Origin of the sequence: Bacillus rhizoplanae, assembly GCF_917563915.1 — a bacterium.
GTDB lineage: Bacteria > Bacillota > Bacilli > Bacillales > Bacillaceae_G > Bacillus_A > Bacillus_A rhizoplanae.
The window spans coordinates 122524-146527 of the sequence record NZ_CAKJTI010000007.1 but is presented as its reverse complement, the minus strand read 5'-3'; the positions used below and the strand labels follow the sequence as shown (position 1 = coordinate 146527).

Sequence of the window (24004 nt, the reverse complement as noted above, 5' to 3'; positions counted from 1 at the left end):
AAATTCTACACCTTTTGATATTGTCTAATTTTTTCTATAAGAGTATTCATATTTTCCTTTGCTATGACTGGATTTCTTGCTTGAGAATACACAAGAAATTTCGGTTGATTTACATCAGAAACAACATAGGACCACTCTTCTTCCGCATGTGTAAACTTAATTCCCTCTAATACCTCAAACTCCCGCTGTGCCATGTCTCTCAGCAACATCCCTAACACTTTTCCTTTCTCATTCCATGAACAAACCACCTCATCACATAATAAATAAAGTGGTGGATATTGCTCTAACATCGCCGGTAATGTTTTCCCTTGAAGAACAATTAACTCCAATAATTTACCAATTCGAAATAAAATATCTTGCTGCCATCTCATTTGCAATAACTTCTTATTTTCATTCTGCATATAGAAAAGAAGATAACATTCTCCTAACTTTAATGATAATGGATAGACACATTCATCTTTTTCAAATAATAAATTTGGAATATCAATCTCCTCACAATTTGTGTTTTTGTAAATATTCCCATAAGAATCATATAACTCAAATGTATTTCCCTGTTCATGAAACATAATAGCCATATCTGCTTGACTTGATTTCATTAATAACTTAATATGCTCTTTTTTCTCAGCAGCATATATCCACGTTACTGTGCAGCCAATTTTCTGTAAAAAAGATAGTAACAAAGACTGAAACATTTCATCCCACTTATTTATAAGAAGATGGAATGTTTGTTTTTTTATAGCTGGTACATCTATTAATTGCAGGGCAGATTCAATATACATTTCTGAGCAAACATGTATGACTTCGTTATTCCCGATTTTTTTACAATCGACATATCGAAATGCCTCTGCCATATACAAATTTTCTATTTCTTTTTGCTTTTTATATGTTAATCCCATTCCTTCTTCATTATAAAATTGAATGACTAGTTTCTCATCTTGCCCCTTATAAAAAAACACACCGCCAACGACATTTGTTTGCCCGACCGCATATCGAAAACAAGACTCAATTATCTCTTGGCATTCCATTGTATGCAATCCCACTGTATGAGCGGCATGTAAAAAAATATGTTTAAACATTTGTACTTCTGAATGTGCACTGCTGCCAATCAGCAAACTGCCTCCTTCTGCTAATAAAGAACCATATGCCATCGCCAATTTCACGACGACTTGTGGTGTAATATCTAAATTGCTTCTTCCGCACATACGACTTTTCTGCAGAAAACACGAAATATTTTCATGTTCTGTAATTCCAGATGAAGCAATAATTGTACTGTTCTCAACCACTTTCTCTGGCCATACTTTTCCCTTCGCCTTAATCACTACATTTCGGCCAATTCGGCATTGGTCAGCCACAACACTCTTTTCAAATAAAGTAACCCCATCTTCAATAATTGTACTTGCCCCAATTGTTGTTCCAAGCAACTCACATCGCTTTCCTATGTACGTATGAGAGAGTAAAATACTTTTTTGAAGACGAGTATATGCAGAAATCATACTATGCTTACCAATAATAGAATATGGCTCAATAATAGCTCCTGTTTGTACCGTTGTTCCTTCACCAATAAAAGCAGGACCATGGATCTTTGTTCCTTTTTCAATTGTTACATCTTCGCCAATCCATACCATTGGCAACACTTCTGTATATGGAATAGGTACATGAACTTTCTTCGTAAGCAAGTCAAATTGAGCCTGGCGATATTGCGAAAATGTTCCAATATCAAGCCAATATCCATCCGCTACATATCCATACATGGCTTCTTTGTTTTCTAATAAAGGAAATACATGATGACTAAAATCAAAAAATGTATGAGGTGTAATATAAGAAAAAATGTCGGGGTTCATAATATAAATACCAGTGTTTACTGTATTGGAAATCACCTCGTTCCAGCTTGGTTTTTCAATATATTTAATAACTTCATGACGCTGATTTGTAACAACTAATCCGTACGATAACGGATTAGCTACTTCTTTAACAAACATTGTAACTATTCCGTTATGACTGTTATGAAAATCAATCCCTTTAGATAATTGAAAATCTGTTAGCGCATCTCCGCTAATCACAACAAATGGCTCATCTAAAAACTTCTCCGCTTGTTTCACACTCCCCGCTGTACCAAGAGGAGGAGTATCTTCAAAGTAATGTAGCTTTACTCCCCATTTACTACCATCACCAAAATAATTTTGAATAACGGAACTCATATATTGAACAGTAATAGCAATTTCTTGAATACCATGCTGTTTCAATAGTTCAATACTATATTCCATCACTGGCTTTTGTAGTAGAGGCAACATGGGCTTTGGAAGGTTACATGTTAACGGACGTAAACGCGTCCCTTTCCCTCCTGCTAAAATAACCCCCTTCATCGGCATTCAACCTCCACATTTATGATGTTGAACTGCTTTTTCATACGTGTGTGCAGTTGCTCTTGCAATTTCACCCCAATTATAGTGAACAAGAACATCTTCATATCCTTTATTTGCCGCGCACTGAGCAAATTCTCGTTGCTCTATAATAAATATTAATTTCTCACTCAGATTTTGCGAACAACCTGATTTCATTTGAAACCCATTCACACCATCTATAATGATTTCTTGCAGGCCGCCCACCCGCGAAACCAAAACTGGTCTCTTTGCAAGCATCCCTTCTAATGCAACAATCCCAAAAGGTTCATACAAACTTGGAATTAATAATACATCGCACTTTTGGAGAAAAGCTCGTTGTTCTTCTTCTGTAATATGACCGAGAAAAAAGATAGAATGTTGCAGTCCCCTTCCCTGTACAACTGCACGGTACTGCTCTAACATGGGCCCTTGGCCTGCAATAATAAATAAAACCTGCGGGTATAGCTTAATAATCTGCGGTGCTGCTTCAATAATGGTATAGAAGCCCTTCTCATTGACAATACGGCCAATTGAAAATATAACCAATCGTTCTGCTAAATTATAACGCTTCGTAATTTCTAATGAAGGCGTAACGGCATGAAAGAAATGGCGGTCAATCCCATTTGGATGTACAATCACATCTTCACCATTCATTTCGAAATCTCTTACAACCTCGTCTTTCATAAATTGACTGCAAACAATCACAACGTTAGATTCTTTTACTAACTCTTTTTCATGCATATGTATTTTCCATTGCAGTGATGTATAAATCCCACCATTGCGTCCATGTTCCGTTGCATGAATTGTTGTAACGAGAGACAAATGTTGCTGTTTTTTAAGTTCCATCGCACAAATAGCAACAAGCCAATCATGAGCATGAATCACATCAAACGTATAACATTTACACAGTTCTTGTGTATAAGCAAACATAGACTTGTTTAACTGAGCAATCCACTCATAAAAATGATACTTTTCACGATCTTCAACTGAAACACGATGCACATGTACATCATGTACCTTTTCATATGTCGTGCAATGCTCTTCGTGTACCGTTACTACATGCACGTAATGTCCATTATGTGCAAGAGCCCGGGATAATTCATATACATGTCTTCCAAGGCCACCTACCATCATCGGGGGATATTCCCATGCCAACATTAAAATATGCAAAGGCTCCATACATCCCTCTTTTCTCTTCACATAGAAGAATAAAGTGAAACTTCCCTTCATGAACGCTTTTTTTATGAAAGGTTAGTTGAACCAATCGGGCTCTTACGGGTGGTTTGATTTTCTTCTTGCTTACACTTCTTACCAACCGTTTGAGCGGGATACAGTGAAACTTTCATCCTACGAAAAAGTAAGCGTTTTCTTTTGGTTGCATTATAATCCATCTTACCACCGCAACAAGTAAGTAACAATAATCCTTTTTTGTCATATTTTGACTAAAAAAAGAGAGGGACACTTTGCATCCCTCTCTTTTAACAATTTTTATTCATTTAACAAATAATGCTTTCCTTTTACAAGATAAAAAACATTTTCTGCAATGTTTGTACTATGATCGGCTACTCGTTCAATATAACGCGCAATAAACGACAGCTGTGTAATTTGTCCAATCGTCTCTGGCTGATCTGGAATGGAAGAAATAAACTCACGAATTGCTTTCCCATAAAGTTCATCAACTTCATCATCCATCTCAGCAATCTTTTTCGCATATGTTAAGTTTTCTTCTCTATAAGCTTGAATCACATTTTGCAGCATATCTATTGCAATTCCGAACATATTTTCAAGGTTTTGTAATGATACAGATACTTCTTTTTCACCAAGACGGATTGTTGACTTAGCAATATTTACCGCGTGATCTGCAATACGTTCTAAATCTGTTGCAGTTTTAATAGAAATAAAAATTCTTCGTAAATCACTAGCAACAGGTTGTTGTTTCGTAATCAACATTAATGCAAAATCATTAATTTCTTCTTCCAAATTATCCATACGATAATCACCATCGATTACCTCAAGCGCCTTCTCTACATCTCTTGTGCGCAATCCTTCCATTGCAATTTCAAGAGCTTGTTTTGCTAATTCACCTAGTTCAATAATTTTTTGCTGTAATGCTTGCAAATCATACTGAAATTGTTCGCGTACCATGTTGGTCCCCCTTTATTCGTTACACGTGCTCCGATATAAGATGAAGCTCTCACCGAAATATTTCAATTGATAAGAACATATATTTCTCTCTCAAACAGACACTATTAACCGAATCGTCCTGTAATATAATCTTCTGTTCGTTTGTCTGTTGGAGTTGTAAATAATTTATTCGTTTCTGTATATTCCACAACTTCTCCGCTTAAGAAGAAAGCAGTTTTATCAGAAATACGTGCTGCTTGTTGCATGTTATGTGTAACAATGACGATACTGAAATCTTTCTTTAACTCTTGAATTAACTCTTCCACTTTTAATGTAGAAATTGGATCTAACGCTGATGTTGGTTCATCCATTAAAATAACATCTGGTTCAATTGCTAAGCAACGTGCAATACATAAACGTTGCTGTTGTCCACCTGATAGCCCATACGCATTATCATGTAATCTATCTTTTAATTCATCCCAAATCGCCGCGCCGCGCAAACTCTTCTCAACAATTTCGTCCAACGTTTTCTTATCGCGAATACCATGAATTTTCGGGCCATACACAACATTTTCGTAGATTGACTTTGGAAATGGATTTGGCTTCTGAAATACCATTCCAACATGTGTACGTAATTCCTCAACAGGATAAGATTTCTCGAAAATGTTACGACTACGATATTCAATCACCCCTGTTGTCCGAACGATTGGTACTAGTTCAACCATACGATTTAATGTTTTTAAATACGTAGATTTTCCGCATCCACTCGGCCCGATAATTGCTGTCACTTCATTCTCATAAATACTTAAATTAATATCCTTTAATGCATGGTCTTCTCCGTACCATAAGTTTAAATTTTTCGTATCAAATACAACCTTTTTTGTCTGAGGGATAGTCTTTTCTTCATTTTTCACCTGTACATTTACTACTGTAGATACCATTTTGAAATTCCCCTTTCATCCATGTCTTTCTTACTTACGATTTCGTAGCCATATTGCAAAAGTATTTATAAAAAGCAACAACAGTAGTAACACAATAATTCCAGCTGCTGCTACATGTTGAAACTCCTCCTGCGGCCTGCTCATCCAATTAAAGATTTGAATTGGTAAAACTGTAAATTTATCAAATACATCAAGCGGTACATAGTTTGCAAAAGCAAGTGCCCCAACGACAAGTAATGGCGCTGCTTCTCCCATCGCTCGTGATAATGCCAAAATACAACCTGTTAAAATTCCTGGCATTGCTGCCTTGATAACAACACGAGACATCGTTTGCCACTTCGTTGCCCCCACTCCATAAGAAGCTTCTAACAGAGATCTCGGTACAGATCGAAGTGCCTCTTGCGCTGCTACAACAACTGTCGGCAAAACGAGAAGACTCATCGTTAATGCTGCTGCCAATATACTTTCACCTAACTGCAATCCATATACAAACATTGTTAATCCTAATAATCCAAAAACAACAGATGGCACTCCTGCCAACGTTTGAATGTTGATTTTTATCATTCGTGTAAACAATGATTGCTTGGCATAGTATTCTAAATAAAGAGCTGTTCCGACTCCAAATAAAAAAGAAGTAGGAGTAACAATACTCATAAATAAAATCGTTCCCGATAAAGCAGCTGCAATACCAGCTTTCTCTGGATTTCGCGATGCAAAATTGGTAAAAAACTCAAATGAAATATATGTTATGCCTTGTTGGAAAATTTGGTACAGCAAAAAAATTAATATACAAAGTGAAAATAACATAGTTATACGAAATGCAATCTTGCATACACGATCTTTCCGGAATCGAGAAGGCATGTGTTCTTCTATATTTCGCTCATTTAACATACGCATATTATGTCGCCTCCTTAAAACGACGCATAATATACTGCGCAATCATATTCATGATTAATGTAAAAATAAATAGCGTTGCTCCGACAGCATACATACTGTAATAGGTCAGCGTTCCATAAGGAGCATCCCCTAAGCTAACTTGCACAATATAAGCCGTTAGCGTCTGAATAGACTGTGTCGGATCCAATGATAAGCTTGGTGTTGAACCGCCCGCAATGACAACAATCATCGTTTCACCAACTGCTCTTGAGGCGGCTAACACAATCGCTGCTACAACTCCCGTAAAAGCTGCTGGTAATACAATGTTCTTTGCCGTTTCAAAACGAGTGGCCCCAATCGCAAAGGAAGCTTCTCGCACCTGATTCGGAACAGCACGCATCGCATCCTCACTAAGAGATGCAATCGTTGGAATCATCATGATACCAATTACAATCCCTGGACTAAGTGCGTTAAAAAACTGTAAATCCGGAACGACGCGCTGCAAAATCGGTGTAACAACTGTTAAAGCAAAAAAACCGTATACAATTGTCGGAATCCCTGCTAGCAGTTCTAATGCCGGTTTTAATACCTTTCTTGCTGCACTAGAAGCGTATTCACTTAAAAATATTGCACATCCTAATCCAATCGGAATCGCAACAACCATTGCAATGATAGTAACAAGCATAGTTCCATATATAAGCGGTAAAATACCAAACTTAGGATTTTCAAAAAAAGGAAGCCATTCTTTTTCTGTAAAAAAGGAAACCATTGATACTCTTTCAAAAAACATAAATGTTTCATTTGCTAAAGTTACAATAATTCCTATCGTTGTAACAATAGAAATACTGGCGATTATTCGTAGTACGAAAGGAACCATTTGATTGATTCGCTGTGCTTTCTTTCGCTTGCCTATATTTCTTTCAATCAAATGTTGAACAGAAACCGTAACGCGACTCTTATCATTACGAGCCAAAGATGAAAACCCCTCTCCATCCTGACATTATTTTTATATTTCTGTTAACATTTGCAGCTGTTGATTATATTTATATTGCGGTAGCTTCACATATCCAATCTCCTCTACAAGCTCTCCTGCGTGCTTCATCATAAAAGATACATAATTCGCAACGCTTTTTTTCGCTCGAATAGAAGAATTGTTTACATATACATAGAGCGGCCTAGACAACGGCTTATATGCCCCGGATTGAATTGTTTCTTTCGCTGGGGCAATACCGTTAATTTTCACGGCCTTTACTTTATCACGATTCGCGGCATAGTATGCATATCCAACAAATGCAATTGCGTGTTTATTACTCATAACACCTCTTATCAGAACATTGTCATCTTCGGATAACGTTACTGTTTTTGTTATGAGTTTTTTTTGTAACACTACATTTTGAAAATAATCGTACGTACCAGAATCTACCCCTGGTGCGTAAAATTGTATCGTTTCCTGCGGCCATTTCGGATGAATTTGTGACCATTTTTTCGTTGTGCCACTTTCACTCCATACTGTTTGTAATTCTTCTATTGTAAGATTATCTGCCCACGTATTTTCACGATTCACAATAAGTGTAAGACCATCATAAGCAATTTGAAGTGGCGTATACGTGATATGATGCTTCTTAGCAAGTTTCTCTTCTTCTCTTTTCATTGGCCTAGAAGCATTCGTCATATCCACTTCGCCTTTTCCAAAACGATGAAATCCTCCCCCTGTTCCAGATATACCAATGGAAATTTTTACAGAGGGTTCTCTTTTCGTATACTCTTCTGCTACTGCTTCCATAATCGGAAAAATTGTAGAAGATCCATCAATTTGTACTTCCCCTACAATATTCGCAGCAGAAATAGGTAACGTATGAGCAGATAAAAAAAATATTGATAATATAACCATGGTGTATGTTCTATTACGTTTCACGTAATATTTCCTCCTAGGGGCCTTCTGATAACAGAAGTACACATATAAGAATAATGCCGAACTATTAACTCGGTTTTAATAGTTTGTAAAAGTTTTGTAAATATCAACATTTTTTATACGTTAACGAACAAGCAATTATGCCGCACTATTAACTCGGTTTTAACAGTTTGTAAAAGTTTCGTAAATATCAACATTTCCTATGCGTTAACGAACAAGTAATTATGCATCTGCAGCCTATCTTCCATCAGTGAATGCTTCCCCTCCTACCTTCTTTGTTTTCTCTGAATATTGAGGTGAGAGTCTTAATGTCTGCGAATAACGTGATAAAGTGAAACTTCCATCAGTGGGGGGTCTTACTGCCCGTTAATGCGGGATAAATCCCATTTCATTCATTATTTACGAAAACACAACCCTTATTCCATAAGCTTGTACACTTCTGTCATCACTATATGCAGCACACATAAAAAAAAGCACACTATCTTCACAGATAGTGTGCCAATCTCACATATTTTTTATCCTTATTGATTTGTTTTCGTAGTATCTGCTGGTTGTCCAGCTTGTCCGCTAGTTTCTTGCTTTTTCAAATCGAAATATGCGTCCGTAATTCGGCGTGCAATATTTTTGTTTATTGGATTGTGATCATTGGTCATCCACGGAACAACAACAGAAAATGCAATTTCCGGATCAGATGCCGGCGCATATCCAACCATCGTTAAATTATACGTAGTTGGCGATTGACCTAACTGTGCTCTTACTTCTTTTTGATCTGGACCAGCATAAGCTGCCTGTGCCGTTCCTGTTTTTCCAGCCGGATCATATGTCGCATTAGCAAAAGCAGAATGACCTGTTCCATTCTGTGTTTGCATTACCATTTTAAAGCCCTCTTGGACGCGCTTAATATAATCATCTTTCATATCTATCCGATTTAAAACAACCGGCTCCATCGATTCTACTACTGGACCTAAATCTTCCGGTTTGGAAGTCGGCCTGCGAATTTCTTTTACAACCTGCGGCTTCATACGATAACCACCGTTCGCAATCGTTGATACATATTGCGCCAATTGAAGCGGTGTATATGTGTCATACTGTCCAATTGCTAAGTCGAGTAAGTTCCCTGGTTTTCCTTCCAGTCCTTTTACTCCAGACACTTCATTTGGTAAATCTATTCCAGTTGGTACTCCAAGACCAAATTGACTATAGTAATAACGCATTGTATCAAAGTCCTTTGGTTTAATACTTAATGTACCATTTGGAACATAATCTACACCTGCGATTTTCATCGCTGTTTTAAACATATATACGTTTGAAGATTGTTGCAGGGCTGTTAAATCATTAATTGGCCCCATTGTTTTCCATGATTTTTTCACCGGCGTACCTTTAAGTTTGATTGGTTCATCAACAAGTACTTCTCCCGGTTGAATTGCTCCTGTTTGATATCCTGTCAAAACAGTTGCTCCTTTTACAGTTGAACCCATTTCATATGAACTCGTCATGGTGCCAAGTGCATAATCTTGTATAGTAGGTTGTCCATTTTCATTCACAAATTGTTTACCAGCCATTGATAAAATTTCTCCGTTTTTCGGATTCATCATAACAACGAACGCACGGTCCATATAGCCCGCTTCGCCTGAAGCTTTCGCTTTTTTCATTTCTTCCTCAATAATTTGTTCAACCTGCTTTTGCAGCTCCATATCAATAGTCAGAGTTAAATTCTTTCCACTTTCTCCTTTAGATACGTAATCTGTTTCAATAATATTACCCTTTGAGTCTGTAATATTTTTCACTTCTGCTTTTGTACCATGTAACACGTCTTCGTATTGCTGTTCAATATAACTTTTTCCGACGCGATCATTACGATCATAATCACGAACTAAGTAGTAATCTAGATTCTCTCGCGGTAATCCCTCATCAGAACTCGTTACACCGCCAAGTACAGTACGGAACATATCACCATAAGCATAGTTACGATCCCAATCAACCGTAGTGTCTACCCCTGGCAACTTTTCTAAGTTCTCACTAATTACAGCATATTCTTCAGGTGTAGCATCTTTCTTAATAATTTGCGGCGTCATTGTATAACCGCTATCCATTTTACTCTTAATTGCTAACACTTCTAAATCCTGTGGAGTTAATTCATTTAATTCTGCTTCTGTAATACGGTCGAGTTGACGCTGCGCCAGTTGCTTATCGTCAATCTTTTTCGCTTTCAAATCCGCTTCATCTTTTTTCGTAATTTTTGCTTTTGCTCGCTCTGGATTTAACAGCATCCAATAATCTTTTTTATCTCGTTCTGTTAACTTATCAGTCGGTACATCAATCAGTTTCGAAAGTTGTTTTGCGGTTTCTAAACGTTCTTCAGGTTTCGACCCCTTCATTCTTGTATACGTAATCGTTCGAAGTGGTGTATTATCTACAACCGCACGACCATACCTGTCATAAATCTTTCCGCGTGGAACAGGGGTACTTACCGTTAAGTTTTCCTTCCTATCTACTTCATTTTTATAATCTTCACCATGTACAATCTGTACCATTCCTAAGCGGACAATAATTGTCGAAAACAGTAAAAACACACAAAAAAACAACACATTTAATCGAAACGGAATCGTGGCTTTCTTCTTTTTCTTTTTCTTGCTCATACGAACCCCCTCTGCCAACAGCTATGCAAGCGGAAAGGGACACCTTCTTCAGGTGTCCTCGCTACTGTCATATACGTTTTATTATTTTAACATAAAATAGGGCAGAAGTTAACCTTCTCCTTCGGTTGTATTTTGAGTCGTTTGTACAACTTCTAACGCTGTAGAATGCACTTTTTCATCATCGTATTTGACATTTCGAATTGCAAAATAGATGAGTAAATGTCCAGCACCCAATATTAATAATAAAACAGGCAAGCTTTTTTCTGCCGGAAATAACGAAACCGCTAGTAAGAAGCTTAACACGGAACAAATTCTTCCTCCGTTTAACCATAGTTCACGAACAACAATATATTCCACTCGCCGCTCCTTTGCTTGTTTGGCTCTACCAATTATATCATATGTCATCGAACCGTATGGAACAAGCAGGATTGGATACGCCACAGCAATACAAGCTGCATAAATGAGCAATTTCGTATACGTAACATGAAAGACAACTAAAAATACAACTGCATATAAAATGATTCCACCGAGTAAAATGGCTTTTTTTCTCCATTCTTTTTTCAATACACGTGCTACTAAATAGTAGCAAATGAAAGAAACAGCAGAATTCACAAGTCCATATTTTCCTAGCGCTAATTCGCTTCCAGAAGCCAAATACACATATACAGAAATAACAAATATAAATGTACCTTCTCGCAAACCTTGAAAAAAGTGAGCAAGTGTAATTCTTCCCCAGTTTTTATTATTCTTTCTCTCTTTCATTACTTCAACAAGTTCATAACGCCCTTCACATTCACGCTTTGTAAGAAAAAAACTGACAACAACTGCAATAGTAAATAAGGTTAAAGACAGAAAAAAAACGAATGTATAACCACTCCACTTTTCCATACGCGAAATGATAAATCCGGATGCAATTGGACCAATCATGCCCGAAAATGAGCTAAGCAATCCGAGAAATCCGTTAAAAAAATCACGTGTCTCCGGCTCTGTAATTTCAAATGTTAATAAATTAAATGAGAGCCAGTAAAATCCATATCCTATTCCAAGTAAACTGCCGATTAGTAAAATATACTGCGAAGCATTTGTTCCTGTTAGTAATACAACAATAAAAAAAATAGCTAATGTTGTCACACCAATTCGGAGCAAAATCGTACGATCTACTCGTTTCGCTAATTTTCCAGCAACAAGAAATGTCAGTGGTTGTAAAACAACGCTTGCTAAATTATAAAGGCCAATATTCACAAAGTCCTTCGTTTGTTTCCATAAATAAATATTAACAAACGTATTCGACAACGAAATAGCCAACGCATATAACCCGCCAATTATGAGTAATAATACTAAGTCACGATTCACCTCAACATCGCCAATTAAATGTTTCCATTTCATATGAACTCTCCTTTACTTCATGTTCTAGTCTTCCAAAGAAGAACACAATTATGTAAAGAAGAAGGGGTAAAGTGAAACTTCCGTCACTGGAGTGTTTTTCTCCATTGACGGTTAGTTGAACCAATCGGGCTCTTACAGGCGATTTGCTCTCTCCTTCCCTGTAAGTCCTCCTATTGTCTGTTTGAGCGGGGGATAGTGAAACTTCTTTCAATGGAGCGTTTTTCTCCATTGATGGGAGCTCTACCAATCGGACCGGTGTGAGAAAACAAAAAAAGCTAGGAGAAACATCTCCTAGCTTTTACAATTATAATTATTTTGCGTCTTGGTAACGTTTTTCAACTGCGTTCCAATCTACAACGTTCCAGAATGCACCGATGTAGTCAGGACGACGGTTTTGGTAATGTAAGTAGTATGCATGCTCCCAAACGTCTAGTCCTAAAATCGGAGTTTTACCTTCCATTAATGGAGTATCTTGGTTTGGTGTGCTTGTTACTTCTAATTCACCATTGTTTACAACAAGCCATGCCCAACCAGAACCGAAGCGAGTTGCGCCTGCTTTTGCAAACTCTTCTTTAAATGCATCAAAGCTGCCGAATTTTGCTTCAATTGCGCCTGCAAGTTCACCTACTGGTTGTCCGCCGCCATTTGGAGAAAGGATTGTCCAGAATAAAGAGTGGTTTGCATGTCCACCACCGTTATTGCGTACTGCTGTGCGAATTGCCTCTGGCACTTCGTTTAAGTTTGCAACTAATTCTTCAATGCTTTTTTCTGCTAATTCCGCATGTCCTTCTAATGCAGCATTTAAGTTTGTTACGTATGTGTTGTGATGTTTTGTATGATGGATGTTCATTGTTTCTTTGTCAAAATGAGGTTCTAATGCATCATACGCATAAGGTAAATTTGGTAATTCATGTTTTGCCATTGTTATATTCCTCCCATTGTATGTATTTGCCGATAATGACTCGGCATACAAATTCATTTTACCCTAATTACATAGGGCTGAAAACAAATTTAACGTATTGCCTCGCTAACATTAAAGTAGCAAATTTCCCATTTCTTTTCAAACGAAATGCTCATACATTTTGTAAAAAAAGCTTCCTTCTATAAGGAAGCCTATGTGTTATGTATCAATATATGAAATGGGTATGGACCCTGTAGGACTCGAACCTACGACCGGACGGTTATGAGCCGTCTGCTCTAACCAGCTGAGCTAAGGGTCCACAATATATACGAATAACTACTAAGGCATCCTGTATGCTCTAGTCAGCTAAACTACCATGGAATGTATAAGTATATATAAAAATGTAAGATAAATTTACCATAATAAAAAGAAATGTGTCAATTGTATTTTCATATCACACATGATATATCTTGTGATTCTTTAGAAACGTACGTTACAATGAGATGGTAAATCAATATATTTAAAAGAAGGAAGTGAATTCATGTCCATATTTACGCAATTGTTTAAAAGTTTATATGCACCAAAAGAGATGGCACTTTTTCGTTTTCAAAAAATTGGAAAAACGATTCTTTACATAATGTTGCTATGTTTACTTGCTACCGTTCCAAAAACGATTCTATTTGGAAGTTTCATTCAAGATGGCATCAGTCTGGTTAATCATTCTATCGAAAAAGATGTACCTGATTTTAAAATTGAAAATGGCGAACTTCACGCAGACATCGACAAACCCATTGTAAAAGATGACACAGATTTTATTTTTGTATTTGATCCAAATGCAACGGATGCAAGTGCATATCCCAACCGAGATGGTGTGTTCATCTTAAAAGATAAAGTGATTTCAACAGCAGAACAAAAAACACAATCATTTCCATATAGTGACTTAGGAAATACGACTTTTGAAAAGAAAGATATTCAAGAATTAGTTTCATTTGTCGATAGCATATATCCAGTTGCTATGTTCGTTATCGGAATACTTATTTACTTATTCCAGCTCTTCATTACATTCCTTGGCGTTACGCTATTAGCATTTATCGGCTCTGCAATGAGCGGACAGCGTAAACTATCGTACAAACAAATTTGGACATTAACTGCCTACAGCTATACAATCCCAACTATATTCTTTATGATAATGGATTTGTTAAACATTAACGTCCCAGGCTCGTTGTTTCTATTTATTACCGTTGTTCTGATTGTTCTTTATTTAACAATAAAAGAAGTACCAAAACCAAAAGAAAAAAATTCACTATAAAAAATGCCTTCCAGGCATTTTTTTTTTGGACAAGCATATATTTCTCTACAAAGGAGTGAAGAAATATGAAAAGACTTGGTGGTGTCTTATTGTTGCTTGTTCTCGGTTACGTCTTGTACTACGATATGACAATCGGCACTTTACCGTTACTTCATACATATTCCAAAACAAAAGAAACTTCGGCTAAAGCTTCAAAGAACGACCAAAAAGAAAATATATCATCAACAAAATATAAAATCATTGAAGTAAAAACAGGCGATACCGTTCTATCCATTACAGAGGAAATTAACAAAAAAAAAATCCCTTCTATTGAAAAGGTTGTTACAGATTTTAAAGGATTAAACCAAAGTGAATCTCCTGCAAAATTACAAATTGGGAAAAAATACAAATTCCCTCTCTATCCATAATAGTATCACATAATTCTTGTCAATTGCAGCAAAGCGCTGATACAATAGAAAAAGTGAAGCTAGACATTTGGCTTCACGAGACAAATAATGCATACAATATAAATGTATTTGTCTACAAAATAAGAAACTTCTTTTATAAGGAGAGCGATCTATTCGTGAATGAAATAACTCATCGTACAAAAACACGTCCTGTTAAAGTTGGAAATTTAACAATCGGCGGTAATAATGAATTAATTATACAAAGTATGACAACAACAAAAACGCATGATGTGGAAGCAACAGTTGCCGAAATTAAACGTTTAGAAGAAGCAGGTTGTCAAATTGTCCGTGTAGCCGTTCCAGATGAGCGCGCTGCAAACGCAATTGCTGATATTAAAAAACAAATTAATATCCCTCTTGTTGCTGATATTCATTTTGACTATCGCCTAGCATTAAAAGCAATTGAAGGCGGTATTGATAAAGTTCGTATCAACCCAGGAAACATCGGTCGCCGCCATAAAGTTGAAGCAGTTGTAAATGCTGCAAAAGAACGCGGTATTCCAATTCGCATCGGTGTAAATGCAGGTTCATTAGAACGTCACATTTTAGAAAAATATGGATACCCAACAGCGGATGGCATGGTAGAAAGCGCATTGCATCACATTAAAATTTTAGAGGATCTAGATTTTCACGATATCATCGTATCGATGAAAGCGTCCGATGTGAACTTAGCAATTGAAGCATACGAAAAAGCATCACGTGCTTTCGATTACCCATTACACCTTGGTATTACAGAGTCTGGAACTTTATTTGCTGGAACTGTAAAAAGTGCAGCTGGTCTTGGAGCTATCTTAAGCAAAGGCATCGGTAACACACTACGTATTTCGTTAAGTGCAGACCCAGTTGAAGAAGTAAAAGTAGCACGTGAACTATTAAAATCATTCGGCCTTGCTTCTAACGCTGCTACATTAATCTCTTGTCCAACTTGTGGACGTATTGAAATTGACTTAATTAGCATCGCAAATGAAGTAGAAGAGTATATTTCAAAAATTAAAGCACCGATTAAAGTTGCGGTACTTGGCTGCGCAGTAAATGGTCCTGGTGAAGCACGTGAAGCTGATATCGGGATTGCCGGAGCACGCGGAGAAGGTCTACTCTTCCGTAAAGGCGAAATTGTACGTAAAGTACCAGAAGAAACAATGGTAGAAGAATTAAAAAAAGAAATTGATAAAATTGCAGCAGAATATGCGGCAAAACAAGAAAAATAAGGTGAAAAAATTCTAATAAAAAAGCTTGTCAGTTTCAAAACTGACAAGCTTTTTATTGTGCACACTTCGGACAGCGTCCATATATTTCGAACTTATGCCCAGTTACTTCAAATCCTTTAAAATCTTTATTCATTAGTTCCATTGGACACGATGTAATTTCCTTCGTTCCCCCGCAATCTAAACAAATGAAATGGTGATGGTGTTCTGTAGTAGAACATTTGAAGCGAAAATGCTTTTCACCATTTAATTCAGTCTGTTCCAAAATACCAATTTCTACAAATACAGTTAAGTTGCGATAAATGGTATCAAAACTTAATCCCGGATAATCATCTTTCATATTAGCTAAAACATCTCTCGCTGTTAAATATTTATTGTGAGCCGCAAATAGGCGAAGCATCTCTTCTCTTTTTCCGGTATGTTTATAGCCTTTCTCCTTCATAAGGTGTAAAGCTTCTGTAAGATTCATAATCATCCCTACTTTACGCAGTTTTTTTCTTCTCCCATAAGATTGCACCAATTAAAATAAGAACTGCTAACACAACAATTGTACCACCTGGAGCGATGTCAAGCTGATAAGAAGCTAACATACCTCCGACTACCGAAATTTCCCCAAATACAATAGAGTAAAAAATCGTTTGCTTAAATCCTTTCGCAATGCGAATACTCGCTGCAACTGGTAATGTCATTAACGATGAAACGAGAAGAATACCGACAACACGCATCGAAACCGCAATCACAAGTGCAACTAAAATAATAAAAATAAAGTGAATCCATTTTGCACGCAAACCTGTTGCTACAGCATATTCTTCATCAAAAGATAATAAGAACAGTTCTTTGTATAATGAAATGATAACAACGAGCACAACAATAGCAACCAATCCAATAATGAGTAAATCGCCGCTTGTTACCGCGCTCACACTACCAAACAAATAACTAAATAAATCTGTATTAAATCCATTCGCAAGCGAAATGAACACAACACCAATTCCAATACCAGCTGATAAAATAATTGGAACTGCTAATTCTTGATAATGTTTATATACCGTTCTTAATTTTTCAATGAGTAAGGCACCGCCAATAGAAAATACCATTCCCATATATAATGGATTTAAAAAGCCACCGGTAAATACTGTTTTTTCTAGTAATAAGCTCGCTGCAATACCTGACAACGTAACATGACTTAACGCATCAGCAATGAATGATAAACGACGAATTACAACAAAAACACCTAGCAGCGGGGCAACAATTCCAATTAAAATTCCAGCATATAAAGAATTTCGTAAAAAGTCATATTGCAAAAAATCCTGTATCATCGTATCCCCCCGTGATGCTCGTGATCATGCTCTAAACGATGAACATGATGACCATATAACAACGACATTTCAGCATCTTCTAACTCTCGGAATGTCTCTACATTTCCATGGAAATGTAAATGCTGATTTAAGCAAGCCACATGCGTCACTTTTTCTGTTACCGCGCCAATATCATGCGTCACAAGAATAAGTGTAATTCCTAATTTCTTATTTAAGTGTGCAAGCATTTCGTAAAAACTCTCAACGTTTTTTACGTCTACACCTACTGTCGGTTCATCTAAAATCAATAGCTCTGGATCGCTGACAAGTGCTCTTGCAATAAAGACGCGCTGCTGTTGTCCTCCGGAAAGCTCTCCAATATTCCGAGTTGCAAAATCACTCATTCCAACATTGTCGATAGCCTGTCTTACTTTTTCTTTATCAGATTTTGATAAAAAACGAAACAAACCTTTTTTAGAAACAAGTCCCATCGAAACAACTTCAAATACAGTTGCTGGGAATCCAGAGTTGAAGCTATTTGCCTTTTGTGAAACATATCCAATTTTATTCCAATTTTTAAACTTTTTACTATCGACACTAAACAACCGAATCGTTCCTTGCTTCGGTTTTAAAATACCTAATATACATTTCAATAATGTAGATTTTCCCGATCCATTTGGGCCTACTAAACCTAAAAAAGCTCCTTTAGGAACTTGTAATTGAATGTTCTCTAACACATTTCGCTCTTCATAACGAAAGGTTAAATTCTCGATTTCTAATATATATTCCATTATATCTCACCTATTTTAATCCAGAATGATTCCGATTTATTTCTATTTGAATTATATTATAGCTCATTAGGACTTGTAAACCAATCTGTCCTAAAATATCCCTCTCATTTTAGACAACCCTACTATTATAGCAAAAAGCAGAGAAAATCACTCTGCTTTTAGTGAATTGCTGATTTAAATTTTGCACCTTTTGTTTCTTGCGTATTCATAATGGTAATAAAAGCCTTTTCATCTACTTCATGAACAATCGATTTGAGCTTCGTTACCTCTAAACGAGTAATAACTGCATAGATGACTTCTTTTTCTTTATCCGTATAGCCACCTTTCCCAACCAACTTCGTTGTTCCGCGACCAAGCCGATGTAAAATTGCATTTGATACCTCTTCATAATAGTCTGATACAATAATAACTGCTTTTGTTTCATCTAAACCTTGAATTACTGTATCAATTGTTTTAAAGGCAATATAGTATGTCATAACAGAATACATTGCTTGTTCTACTCCAAACACAAATGCCGCCCAAGAAAAGACGAAAATATTCATAAACATCACAAATTCACCAACAGAAAACGGTAATTTCTTTGTTAGTAAAATACCTAGAATTTCCGCTCCATCTAATGAACCGCCATGCCTAATTACAAGTCCAACACCAACACCTAAAATTAATCCGCCAAAGACAGTAGCTAAAATCGGCTCTGTCGTAAAGGGCTGAATAGAATGTAATGTTGACTCAATGAAAGCTAAACATACAACGGCAAAAACTGAAGATAACATAAATGTTTTTCCGATTTGCTTATAACCTGAGTACATAAATGGTAAATTGAGGATTACAACTAAAGTGGAAAAGCTTAGCCACCAAATATTTGGTGTAAGGTAATCTAATATGAGGGAAACACCAATAATACCACCATCAATAATTTTGTTTGGAATTAAAAATAGTTCGAGTGCAACTGCTGCACAGCCAGCACCTATTACAATCATAACAAGACGATACAAAAGATGAATTATACTTTCTTTTCTATGCTGTTTTTTTTCCATGTTACCTCCTTAAATGATTTTTATATAGTCTTATTCTTTTATTATAGCATACTCTTCTTTTTCTGATGAGAAAACAGCCTGCTTTGGAATATATACAAGCATATTCTACATATATTCGGATATGAGGACAAAACAAAGGAGGCAGCACCATGAACCTCATTCAACAGTTTGTAAACAAAAAATTAAACACCATGACTTCTAAAGAATTATTAAAATATAGTACAGAATATGGAGTATCTATTACAAGCGAACAAGCAGACAAAATCGTTACATTAATTCAAGGAAAACATATTAATATTTATGATAATCAAGAAAGATTGCAACTTTTAAAACAAATTGCAAAGGTTACCTCTCCTGCTACTGCACAGCAAATCAATATTATATTCCAAAAATTAACAAAATAAAAAAGGGGTTCTCCCCTTTTTTATTGACCTTTAATTTTCTGAAGAATCTCTTCATCAAACATACCGTTTTTCAGCATCTCAATTTCAAATTTATACGGTGGCTTTTTATCTTGTTTATCCTCACCTACATATGGTGTTTCAAGAATTTTCGGTACATGCTGTAATTGTGGATGATGCACAATGTGATGCAATGTTTTATAACCAATATGACCGAAGCCGATATTCTCATGACGGTCTTTGCTAGCACCGCGCTCATTTTTACTATCATTAATGTGCAATACTTGCAAACGATCAATACCTATAATTTTATCAAACTCGTTTAAAACACCGTCAAAATCATTAACAATATCATAACCAGCGTCATGTGTATGACAAGTATCAAAGCAGACAGATAATTTCTCATTATGTGTTACACCATCAATGATTCTAGCAAGCTCTTCAAAGCTGCGCCCGCACTCTGTTCCTTTTCCAGCCATTGTTTCTAGCGCAATGTTCACCGTTTGATCAGTTGTTAACACTTCATTTAATCCTTCAATAATTTTTTGAATTCCTGCATCCGCACCTGCTCCAACATGCGCTCCTGGATGAAGCACAATTTGTTTTGCAGCACCTAATGCTGATGTTCTTTCAATTTCCATACGAAGAAAATCCACACCTAGTTGGAATGTTTCAGGCTTCGTTGTGTTACCAATATTAATAATATAAGGTGCATGAACAACGATTTCTTCAATCCCATGAAGTTCCATATGTTTACGTCCAGCTTCTATATTTAAATCTTCAATCGGTTTCCTTCTCGTGTTTTGCGGTGCCCCTGTATAAACCATAAACGTTGTTGCACCATAGGATACAGCTTCCTCACTTGCCGCTAATAGCATTTTCTTTCCACTCATCGAAACGTGAGATCCAATTTTCAACATGTAATCACCTCTTATAAATACAATAGCTATAATGATAGCATAATTTGTAGAAACCTGACACTGCTAACTTCTCCACAAAAAAAGATAAGGAATCCCTTATCTTTTCTTTTTGCTATATTTTTTCTTAATTTTTTCGCGTTCCCATTCAAGTTTTTTCTTGTAGTTCGGTTTTACTTTTTTCGGTTTCTTCACAACTTTTTGCGCCATAGCATCTAATTTATCATTCGGTTTCTTACGACTTTGACGACGACGACGAGGTCCTAATTCAATCCACTCGCCTGCACGCAAATCAACATGTTGGAATTCAATATGACGTTGCTTCTCTAAAGTATCTAATGCTTCTTCATCAGCCGGATCGTAAATTGTTGCTGCAATACCAGAGTACCCAGCACGTGCAGTTCGACCAACACGGTGAATAAAGAAATCTAAATCGGACGGAATTTCATAGTTAATAACATGACTAATTCCCTCGATATCAATACCACGTGCTGCTAAATCTGTGGCTACAATGTATTGGAATTCTAAATCACGAACTTGTTTCATCATTTTCTTACGGTCACGAGGGGATAAATCACCGTGAATACGACCAACTTTTAAACCGCGCTCTGCTAAGCCATCAGCTACTTGATCAGCCATTTTCTTTGTATTTGTAAACACAATCGCTAAATACGGCTGATATTGCAGTAACATATTTTTCACAAGTTCAACTTTATTGCGATGTCTTGATGGAATAAGATGATGTTCAAGATTAACTGCCGCTACTTGCTTCGGATTAATATGAATATGCTCTGGATTCTCCATATATTTCTTCATAAATGGTTTTAACTTTTGCGGAATTGTCGCTGAGAAAACAAGCATTTGTAAATTTTTCGGCATACGCACTGCAATTTTATCCACATCGTGAATAAAGCCCATATCAAGCATTAAATCTGCTTCATCGACAATAATAACAGAAGCCGTATGTACAAATAGCGCTTGCTCTTCCACTAAATCTTTAATACGGCCAGGTGTTCCGACAACAACATGCGGTTGTTTCTTCAACTTTTCAATTGAACGCTGTTTATCTGTCCCACCGATAAAACAACGTGCTGTAATCATTTTGTCTTCTTCACAAAACTTTGTTATCTTTACAATTTCTTCATAAATTTGCTGTGCTAATTCACGAGTTGGAGCTGTAATTACGAGCTGTACTTCCTCTCGGCTTGCATCAATACGATTTAACGTTGGAAGTAAATACGCGTGTGTTTTTCCAGATCCTGTTTGTGATTGCCCGATAATGCTAATGCCCTTTTTCACGACCGGGAAAATCTTCTGTTGAATTTCTGTCGGTTCTGAAAAACGTAATTCACGAATTGCATCTATTAAAAATGGTTGAAAATTATACTGTGTAAATGTTTGCACTGTCATACATTCCACCTTCTTCCTTATTTCTACTGCGTTCATTAATCAGTCAAGTTAACATTATATCGAAATCTACCAGTAAAATCTATCTTTAGTTTAGCTTTTCAGAGGAAAAACTAACCTTCTTACTGTCAATTGCATATTGTGGTGTATATTACCAAATTGAAGAAAGGAGGATTTCCTAATGCGTATGAAATCTCCTCCATATCAACAAATGTACGGTCAGCCTCCCTATCCTTATACGATGTATCCGTCACCAGGTATGCAGCCGTCACCGGGTATGCAACCGTCACCGGGTATGCAACCGATGATGCCTAAAAAGAAAGGATTTCTTGCAAAATTGTTTCAAAAACAGAAACCAGCTGCAGATTATATGCATATGATGCCCCCTTATAGACAAACGGAAACGTACTCAAATATACCATACCAGCAAAACAATCCATATATGCAGCAGCAGCAGCCACAGCAAAGAATGATGCAACCTCAAATGATAGCACCAAATGAAACACGAGGGATAGCAAACGAAATACGAGGAGCTGCAGGAAGTGCACCTAGTGGAATTGGCAGTTTTTTCACTAACTTCATTTCAAACCCCACTGGAATGCTAAACAACGTTGAAAAAGTTGTCCAAATGGCCCAATCTGTTGGACCTGTCGTGCAACAATATGGTCCGATCGTCCGTAGTATTCCTAACATAATGAAAATACTTACATCTGGAAAAAGTACTGAGGAAAAACAAACAGAAGAAGTCGAAATAATACCTCCCACTCCACCTAAACAAATACCTATTACAAGCAAGCCACTTACTTCTCAAATCACACTTGGAGATGATGCAAACGTAGAAACCTTACAACCTACTACTCCTAAACCAAAATTATATGTGTAACATTTCTTTGTCATCCGCCTCCTTCTCCTTTATAATAAAAAGGATTGACTTTATAAAACAAATCCTTTTTTAAAGGAGCGGATTAATTACATGAAAATTGTTAAAATTTCCCCTCGCGGCTATTGCTACGGTGTTGTAGACGCGATGGTCATCGCGCGCAATGCAGCGCTTGATAAAACTTTACCAAGACCAATTTATATTTTAGGGATGATTGTCCATAACAAACACGTAACAGACGCGTTTGAAGAAGATGGCATTATTACGCTTGATGGCCCAAGCCGCTTAGATATTTTAGAGAAAATTGAGACTGGAACTGTTATTTTTACAGCTCACGGTGTATCTCCTGAAGTAAAGCAACGCGCAAAAGAAAAAGGACTAACAACAATTGATGCGACATGTCCTGACGTAACAAAAACACACGACTTAATTGAGGCAAAAAAAGAAGAAGGCTACCATATTATTTATATCGGTAAAAAAGGACATCCTGAGCCTGAAGGTGCAGTTGGGATTGCTCCAGATATTGTCCATCTCATTGAGAAAGCAGCAGATCTTGAAACACTTACCATTCCAACTGATAAAATTTTGGTCACAAATCAAACGACGATGAGTCAATGGGATGTTCAACATATTATGGAGAAAATCCAAGAAAAGTTTCCAACAGCAGAATTTCATAAAGAGATTTGCCTTGCTACGCAAGTGCGTCAAGAGGCTGTCGCAAAACAAGCAACTGCTGCTGATTTAACAATTGTTGTTGGCGATCCAAAAAGTAATAACTCTAACCGTCTTGCACAAGTGTCTGAAGAAATTGCCAGCACAAAAGCATACCGCGTTGCCGATGTAAGTGAAATTCAATTAGAATGGCTACAAGGCGTAGAAACAGTCGCTATTACTGCAGGCGCTTCTACACCAACACCTATTACAAAAGAAGTAATCGCATTTTTTGAACAGTACGATCCAACAAATCCTGCAACGTGGGAGCGTAAGCGAAACGTACCATTACAAAAAATCTTACCAAAAGTAAAGGCAAAATAAAGTGAAACTTCCATCAGTGAGGTTCCCCTCACTGATGGAAAGATCTCACCAATCAGGCTTTTACGGGCAGTAATCCTCCCACAAATAGCGAGATAATACAAATAAATCCGTTATCTTATGA

At 36.7% G+C, this 24004-nt stretch carries 22 protein-coding genes and 1 tRNA gene; 6 read left to right on the top strand and 17 right to left on the bottom strand.

Annotation, left to right across the window (positions count from 1 at the left end; genetic code table 11):
• Nucleotides 1–5: 5 nt before the first annotated feature.
• From LRP84_RS09750 to LRP84_RS09700, 11 genes are all read right to left on the bottom strand, one after another.
• Nucleotides 6–2363 (bottom strand): sugar phosphate nucleotidyltransferase, encoded by a 2358-nt coding sequence (locus LRP84_RS09750; RefSeq protein WP_230574894.1) that lies wholly within the window; start codon nt 2361–2363, stop codon nt 6–8.
• A gap of 6 nt (nt 2364–2369) precedes the next feature.
• Nucleotides 2370–3560: a glycosyltransferase family 4 protein gene (locus LRP84_RS09745; protein WP_230574893.1), complete on the bottom strand. Its 1191-nt coding sequence runs from the start codon at nt 3558–3560 to the stop codon at nt 2370–2372.
• A 309-nt stretch (nt 3561–3869) separates the two neighbouring features.
• Nucleotides 3870–4526, bottom strand: coding sequence for a phosphate signaling complex protein PhoU (gene phoU / locus LRP84_RS09740; RefSeq protein ID WP_098307776.1), 657 nt, complete (start codon nt 4524–4526; stop codon nt 3870–3872).
• 104 nt (nt 4527–4630) lie between these two features.
• Entirely contained in the window at nt 4631–5446 is an 816-nt protein-coding gene (gene pstB, locus LRP84_RS09735; protein ID WP_154710883.1) for a phosphate ABC transporter ATP-binding protein, read from the bottom strand.
• 30 nt (nt 5447–5476) lie between these two features.
• Nucleotides 5477–6343, bottom strand: coding sequence for a phosphate ABC transporter permease PstA (gene pstA / locus LRP84_RS09730; RefSeq protein WP_230574892.1), 867 nt, complete (start codon nt 6341–6343; stop codon nt 5477–5479).
• Nucleotide 6344: 1 nt separating this feature from the next.
• Entirely contained in the window at nt 6345–7295 is a 951-nt protein-coding gene (gene pstC, locus LRP84_RS09725; RefSeq protein ID WP_230574891.1) for a phosphate ABC transporter permease subunit PstC, read from the bottom strand.
• Between the two features lie 33 nt (nt 7296–7328).
• Nucleotides 7329–8237, bottom strand: coding sequence for a PstS family phosphate ABC transporter substrate-binding protein (locus LRP84_RS09720; RefSeq protein WP_437438773.1), 909 nt, complete (start codon nt 8235–8237; stop codon nt 7329–7331).
• 518 nt (nt 8238–8755) lie between these two features.
• On the bottom strand, nt 8756–10873 hold the full coding sequence (locus LRP84_RS09715; RefSeq protein WP_230574890.1) for a peptidoglycan D,D-transpeptidase FtsI family protein: 2118 nt from the start codon (nt 10871–10873) through the stop codon (nt 8756–8758).
• A gap of 108 nt (nt 10874–10981) precedes the next feature.
• Nucleotides 10982–12259 (bottom strand): MFS transporter, encoded by a 1278-nt coding sequence (locus tag LRP84_RS09710; protein WP_230574889.1) that lies wholly within the window; start codon nt 12257–12259, stop codon nt 10982–10984.
• Between the two features lie 310 nt (nt 12260–12569).
• Nucleotides 12570–13181, bottom strand: coding sequence for a superoxide dismutase (gene sodA / locus LRP84_RS09705; protein WP_230574888.1), 612 nt, complete (start codon nt 13179–13181; stop codon nt 12570–12572).
• Nucleotides 13182–13405: 224 nt separating this feature from the next.
• Nucleotides 13406–13479, bottom strand: a tRNA-Ile gene (locus LRP84_RS09700).
• Nucleotides 13480–13701: 222 nt separating this feature from the next.
• Here LRP84_RS09700 and LRP84_RS09695 point away from each other — a divergent pair.
• From LRP84_RS09695 to ispG, 3 genes are all read left to right on the top strand, one after another.
• Nucleotides 13702–14469, top strand: coding sequence for a DUF1189 domain-containing protein (locus tag LRP84_RS09695; RefSeq protein ID WP_230574887.1), 768 nt, complete (start codon nt 13702–13704; stop codon nt 14467–14469).
• A gap of 65 nt (nt 14470–14534) precedes the next feature.
• On the top strand, nt 14535–14876 hold the full coding sequence (yqfZ, locus tag LRP84_RS09690) for a protein YqfZ (protein WP_098307792.1): 342 nt from the start codon (nt 14535–14537) through the stop codon (nt 14874–14876).
• 155 nt (nt 14877–15031) lie between these two features.
• The gene (ispG, locus tag LRP84_RS09685; RefSeq protein ID WP_413789174.1) at nt 15032–16123 is read left to right on the top strand and encodes a flavodoxin-dependent (E)-4-hydroxy-3-methylbut-2-enyl-diphosphate synthase; all 1092 of its coding nucleotides are present in this window, start codon (nt 15032–15034) and stop codon (nt 16121–16123) included.
• A gap of 52 nt (nt 16124–16175) precedes the next feature.
• Here the strand turns inward: ispG and LRP84_RS09680 are convergent, their stop codons facing one another.
• The 4 genes from LRP84_RS09680 to LRP84_RS09665 all read right to left on the bottom strand — a co-directional run bounded on the left by LRP84_RS09680 (nt 16176) and on the right by LRP84_RS09665 (nt 19243).
• Nucleotides 16176–16589, bottom strand: coding sequence for a Fur family transcriptional regulator (locus LRP84_RS09680; RefSeq protein ID WP_098308046.1), 414 nt, complete (start codon nt 16587–16589; stop codon nt 16176–16178).
• A gap of 13 nt (nt 16590–16602) precedes the next feature.
• Nucleotides 16603–17436, bottom strand: coding sequence for a metal ABC transporter permease (locus LRP84_RS09675; RefSeq protein WP_098307796.1), 834 nt, complete (start codon nt 17434–17436; stop codon nt 16603–16605).
• Nucleotides 17433–18206: a metal ABC transporter ATP-binding protein gene (locus LRP84_RS09670; protein WP_230574886.1), complete on the bottom strand. Its 774-nt coding sequence runs from the start codon at nt 18204–18206 to the stop codon at nt 17433–17435. Before LRP84_RS09670 ends, LRP84_RS09675 begins: the two co-directional genes overlap by 4 nt.
• Before the next feature lie 158 nt (nt 18207–18364).
• Nucleotides 18365–19243 carry a YitT family protein gene (locus LRP84_RS09665; RefSeq protein WP_230574885.1) on the bottom strand — a complete coding sequence of 293 codons (879 nt, stop codon included), beginning with the start codon at nt 19241–19243 and terminating at the stop codon, nt 18365–18367.
• A gap of 149 nt (nt 19244–19392) precedes the next feature.
• Between LRP84_RS09665 and LRP84_RS09660 the strand changes: the two genes are divergently transcribed.
• On the top strand, nt 19393–19647 hold the full coding sequence (locus LRP84_RS09660; RefSeq protein WP_230574884.1) for a DUF2624 domain-containing protein: 255 nt from the start codon (nt 19393–19395) through the stop codon (nt 19645–19647).
• Nucleotides 19648–19667: 20 nt separating this feature from the next.
• Here the strand turns inward: LRP84_RS09660 and LRP84_RS09655 are convergent, their stop codons facing one another.
• Complete coding sequence (locus tag LRP84_RS09655) at nt 19668–20564, bottom strand: deoxyribonuclease IV (RefSeq protein WP_230574883.1); 897 nt, start codon at nt 20562–20564, stop codon at nt 19668–19670.
• 96 nt (nt 20565–20660) lie between these two features.
• On the bottom strand, nt 20661–21971 hold the full coding sequence (locus tag LRP84_RS09650; protein ID WP_230574882.1) for a DEAD/DEAH box helicase: 1311 nt from the start codon (nt 21969–21971) through the stop codon (nt 20661–20663).
• A 208-nt stretch (nt 21972–22179) separates the two neighbouring features.
• Here LRP84_RS09650 and LRP84_RS09645 point away from each other — a divergent pair, with 208 nt between their 5' ends.
• The gene (locus tag LRP84_RS09645; RefSeq protein ID WP_230574930.1) at nt 22180–22851 is read left to right on the top strand and encodes a VrrA/YqfQ family protein; all 672 of its coding nucleotides are present in this window, start codon (nt 22180–22182) and stop codon (nt 22849–22851) included.
• Nucleotides 22852–22941: 90 nt separating this feature from the next.
• Nucleotides 22942–23883 (top strand): 4-hydroxy-3-methylbut-2-enyl diphosphate reductase, encoded by a 942-nt coding sequence (locus tag LRP84_RS09640; RefSeq protein ID WP_230574881.1) that lies wholly within the window; start codon nt 22942–22944, stop codon nt 23881–23883.
• The last annotated feature ends 121 nt before the right edge of the window (nt 23884–24004 follow it).

Bases quoted from the DNA above. Each gene is read 5' to 3' on its own strand.
- LRP84_RS09750 (WP_230574894.1), bottom strand. From the start codon at position 2,363: ATGAAGGGGGTTATTTTAGCAGGAGGGAAAGGGACGCGTTTACGTCCG.
- LRP84_RS09745 (WP_230574893.1), bottom strand. From the start codon at position 3,560: ATGGAGCCTTTGCATATTTTAATGTTGGCATGGGAATATCCCCCGATG.
- phoU (WP_098307776.1), bottom strand. From the start codon at position 4,526: ATGGTACGCGAACAATTTCAGTATGATTTGCAAGCATTACAGCAAAAA.
- pstB (WP_154710883.1), bottom strand. From the start codon at position 5,446: ATGGTATCTACAGTAGTAAATGTACAGGTGAAAAATGAAGAAAAGACT.
- pstA (WP_230574892.1), bottom strand. From the start codon at position 6,343: ATGCGTATGTTAAATGAGCGAAATATAGAAGAACACATGCCTTCTCGA.
- LRP84_RS09715 (WP_230574890.1), bottom strand. From the start codon at position 10,873: ATGAGCAAGAAAAAGAAAAAGAAGAAAGCCACGATTCCGTTTCGATTA.
- LRP84_RS09710 (WP_230574889.1), bottom strand. From the start codon at position 12,259: ATGAAATGGAAACATTTAATTGGCGATGTTGAGGTGAATCGTGACTTA.
- sodA (WP_230574888.1), bottom strand. From the start codon at position 13,181: ATGGCAAAACATGAATTACCAAATTTACCTTATGCGTATGATGCATTA.
- LRP84_RS09695 (WP_230574887.1), top strand. From the start codon at position 13,702: ATGTCCATATTTACGCAATTGTTTAAAAGTTTATATGCACCAAAAGAG.
- yqfZ (WP_098307792.1), top strand. From the start codon at position 14,535: ATGAAAAGACTTGGTGGTGTCTTATTGTTGCTTGTTCTCGGTTACGTC.
- LRP84_RS09680 (WP_098308046.1), bottom strand. From the start codon at position 16,589: ATGAATCTTACAGAAGCTTTACACCTTATGAAGGAGAAAGGCTATAAA.
- LRP84_RS09675 (WP_098307796.1), bottom strand. From the start codon at position 17,436: ATGATACAGGATTTTTTGCAATATGACTTTTTACGAAATTCTTTATAT.
- LRP84_RS09670 (WP_230574886.1), bottom strand. From the start codon at position 18,206: ATGGAATATATATTAGAAATCGAGAATTTAACCTTTCGTTATGAAGAG.
- LRP84_RS09665 (WP_230574885.1), bottom strand. From the start codon at position 19,243: ATGGAAAAAAAACAGCATAGAAAAGAAAGTATAATTCATCTTTTGTAT.
- LRP84_RS09660 (WP_230574884.1), top strand. From the start codon at position 19,393: ATGAACCTCATTCAACAGTTTGTAAACAAAAAATTAAACACCATGACT.
- LRP84_RS09655 (WP_230574883.1), bottom strand. From the start codon at position 20,564: ATGTTGAAAATTGGATCTCACGTTTCGATGAGTGGAAAGAAAATGCTA.
- LRP84_RS09650 (WP_230574882.1), bottom strand. From the start codon at position 21,971: ATGACAGTGCAAACATTTACACAGTATAATTTTCAACCATTTTTAATA.
- LRP84_RS09645 (WP_230574930.1), top strand. From the start codon at position 22,180: ATGTACGGTCAGCCTCCCTATCCTTATACGATGTATCCGTCACCAGGT.
- LRP84_RS09640 (WP_230574881.1), top strand. From the start codon at position 22,942: ATGAAAATTGTTAAAATTTCCCCTCGCGGCTATTGCTACGGTGTTGTA.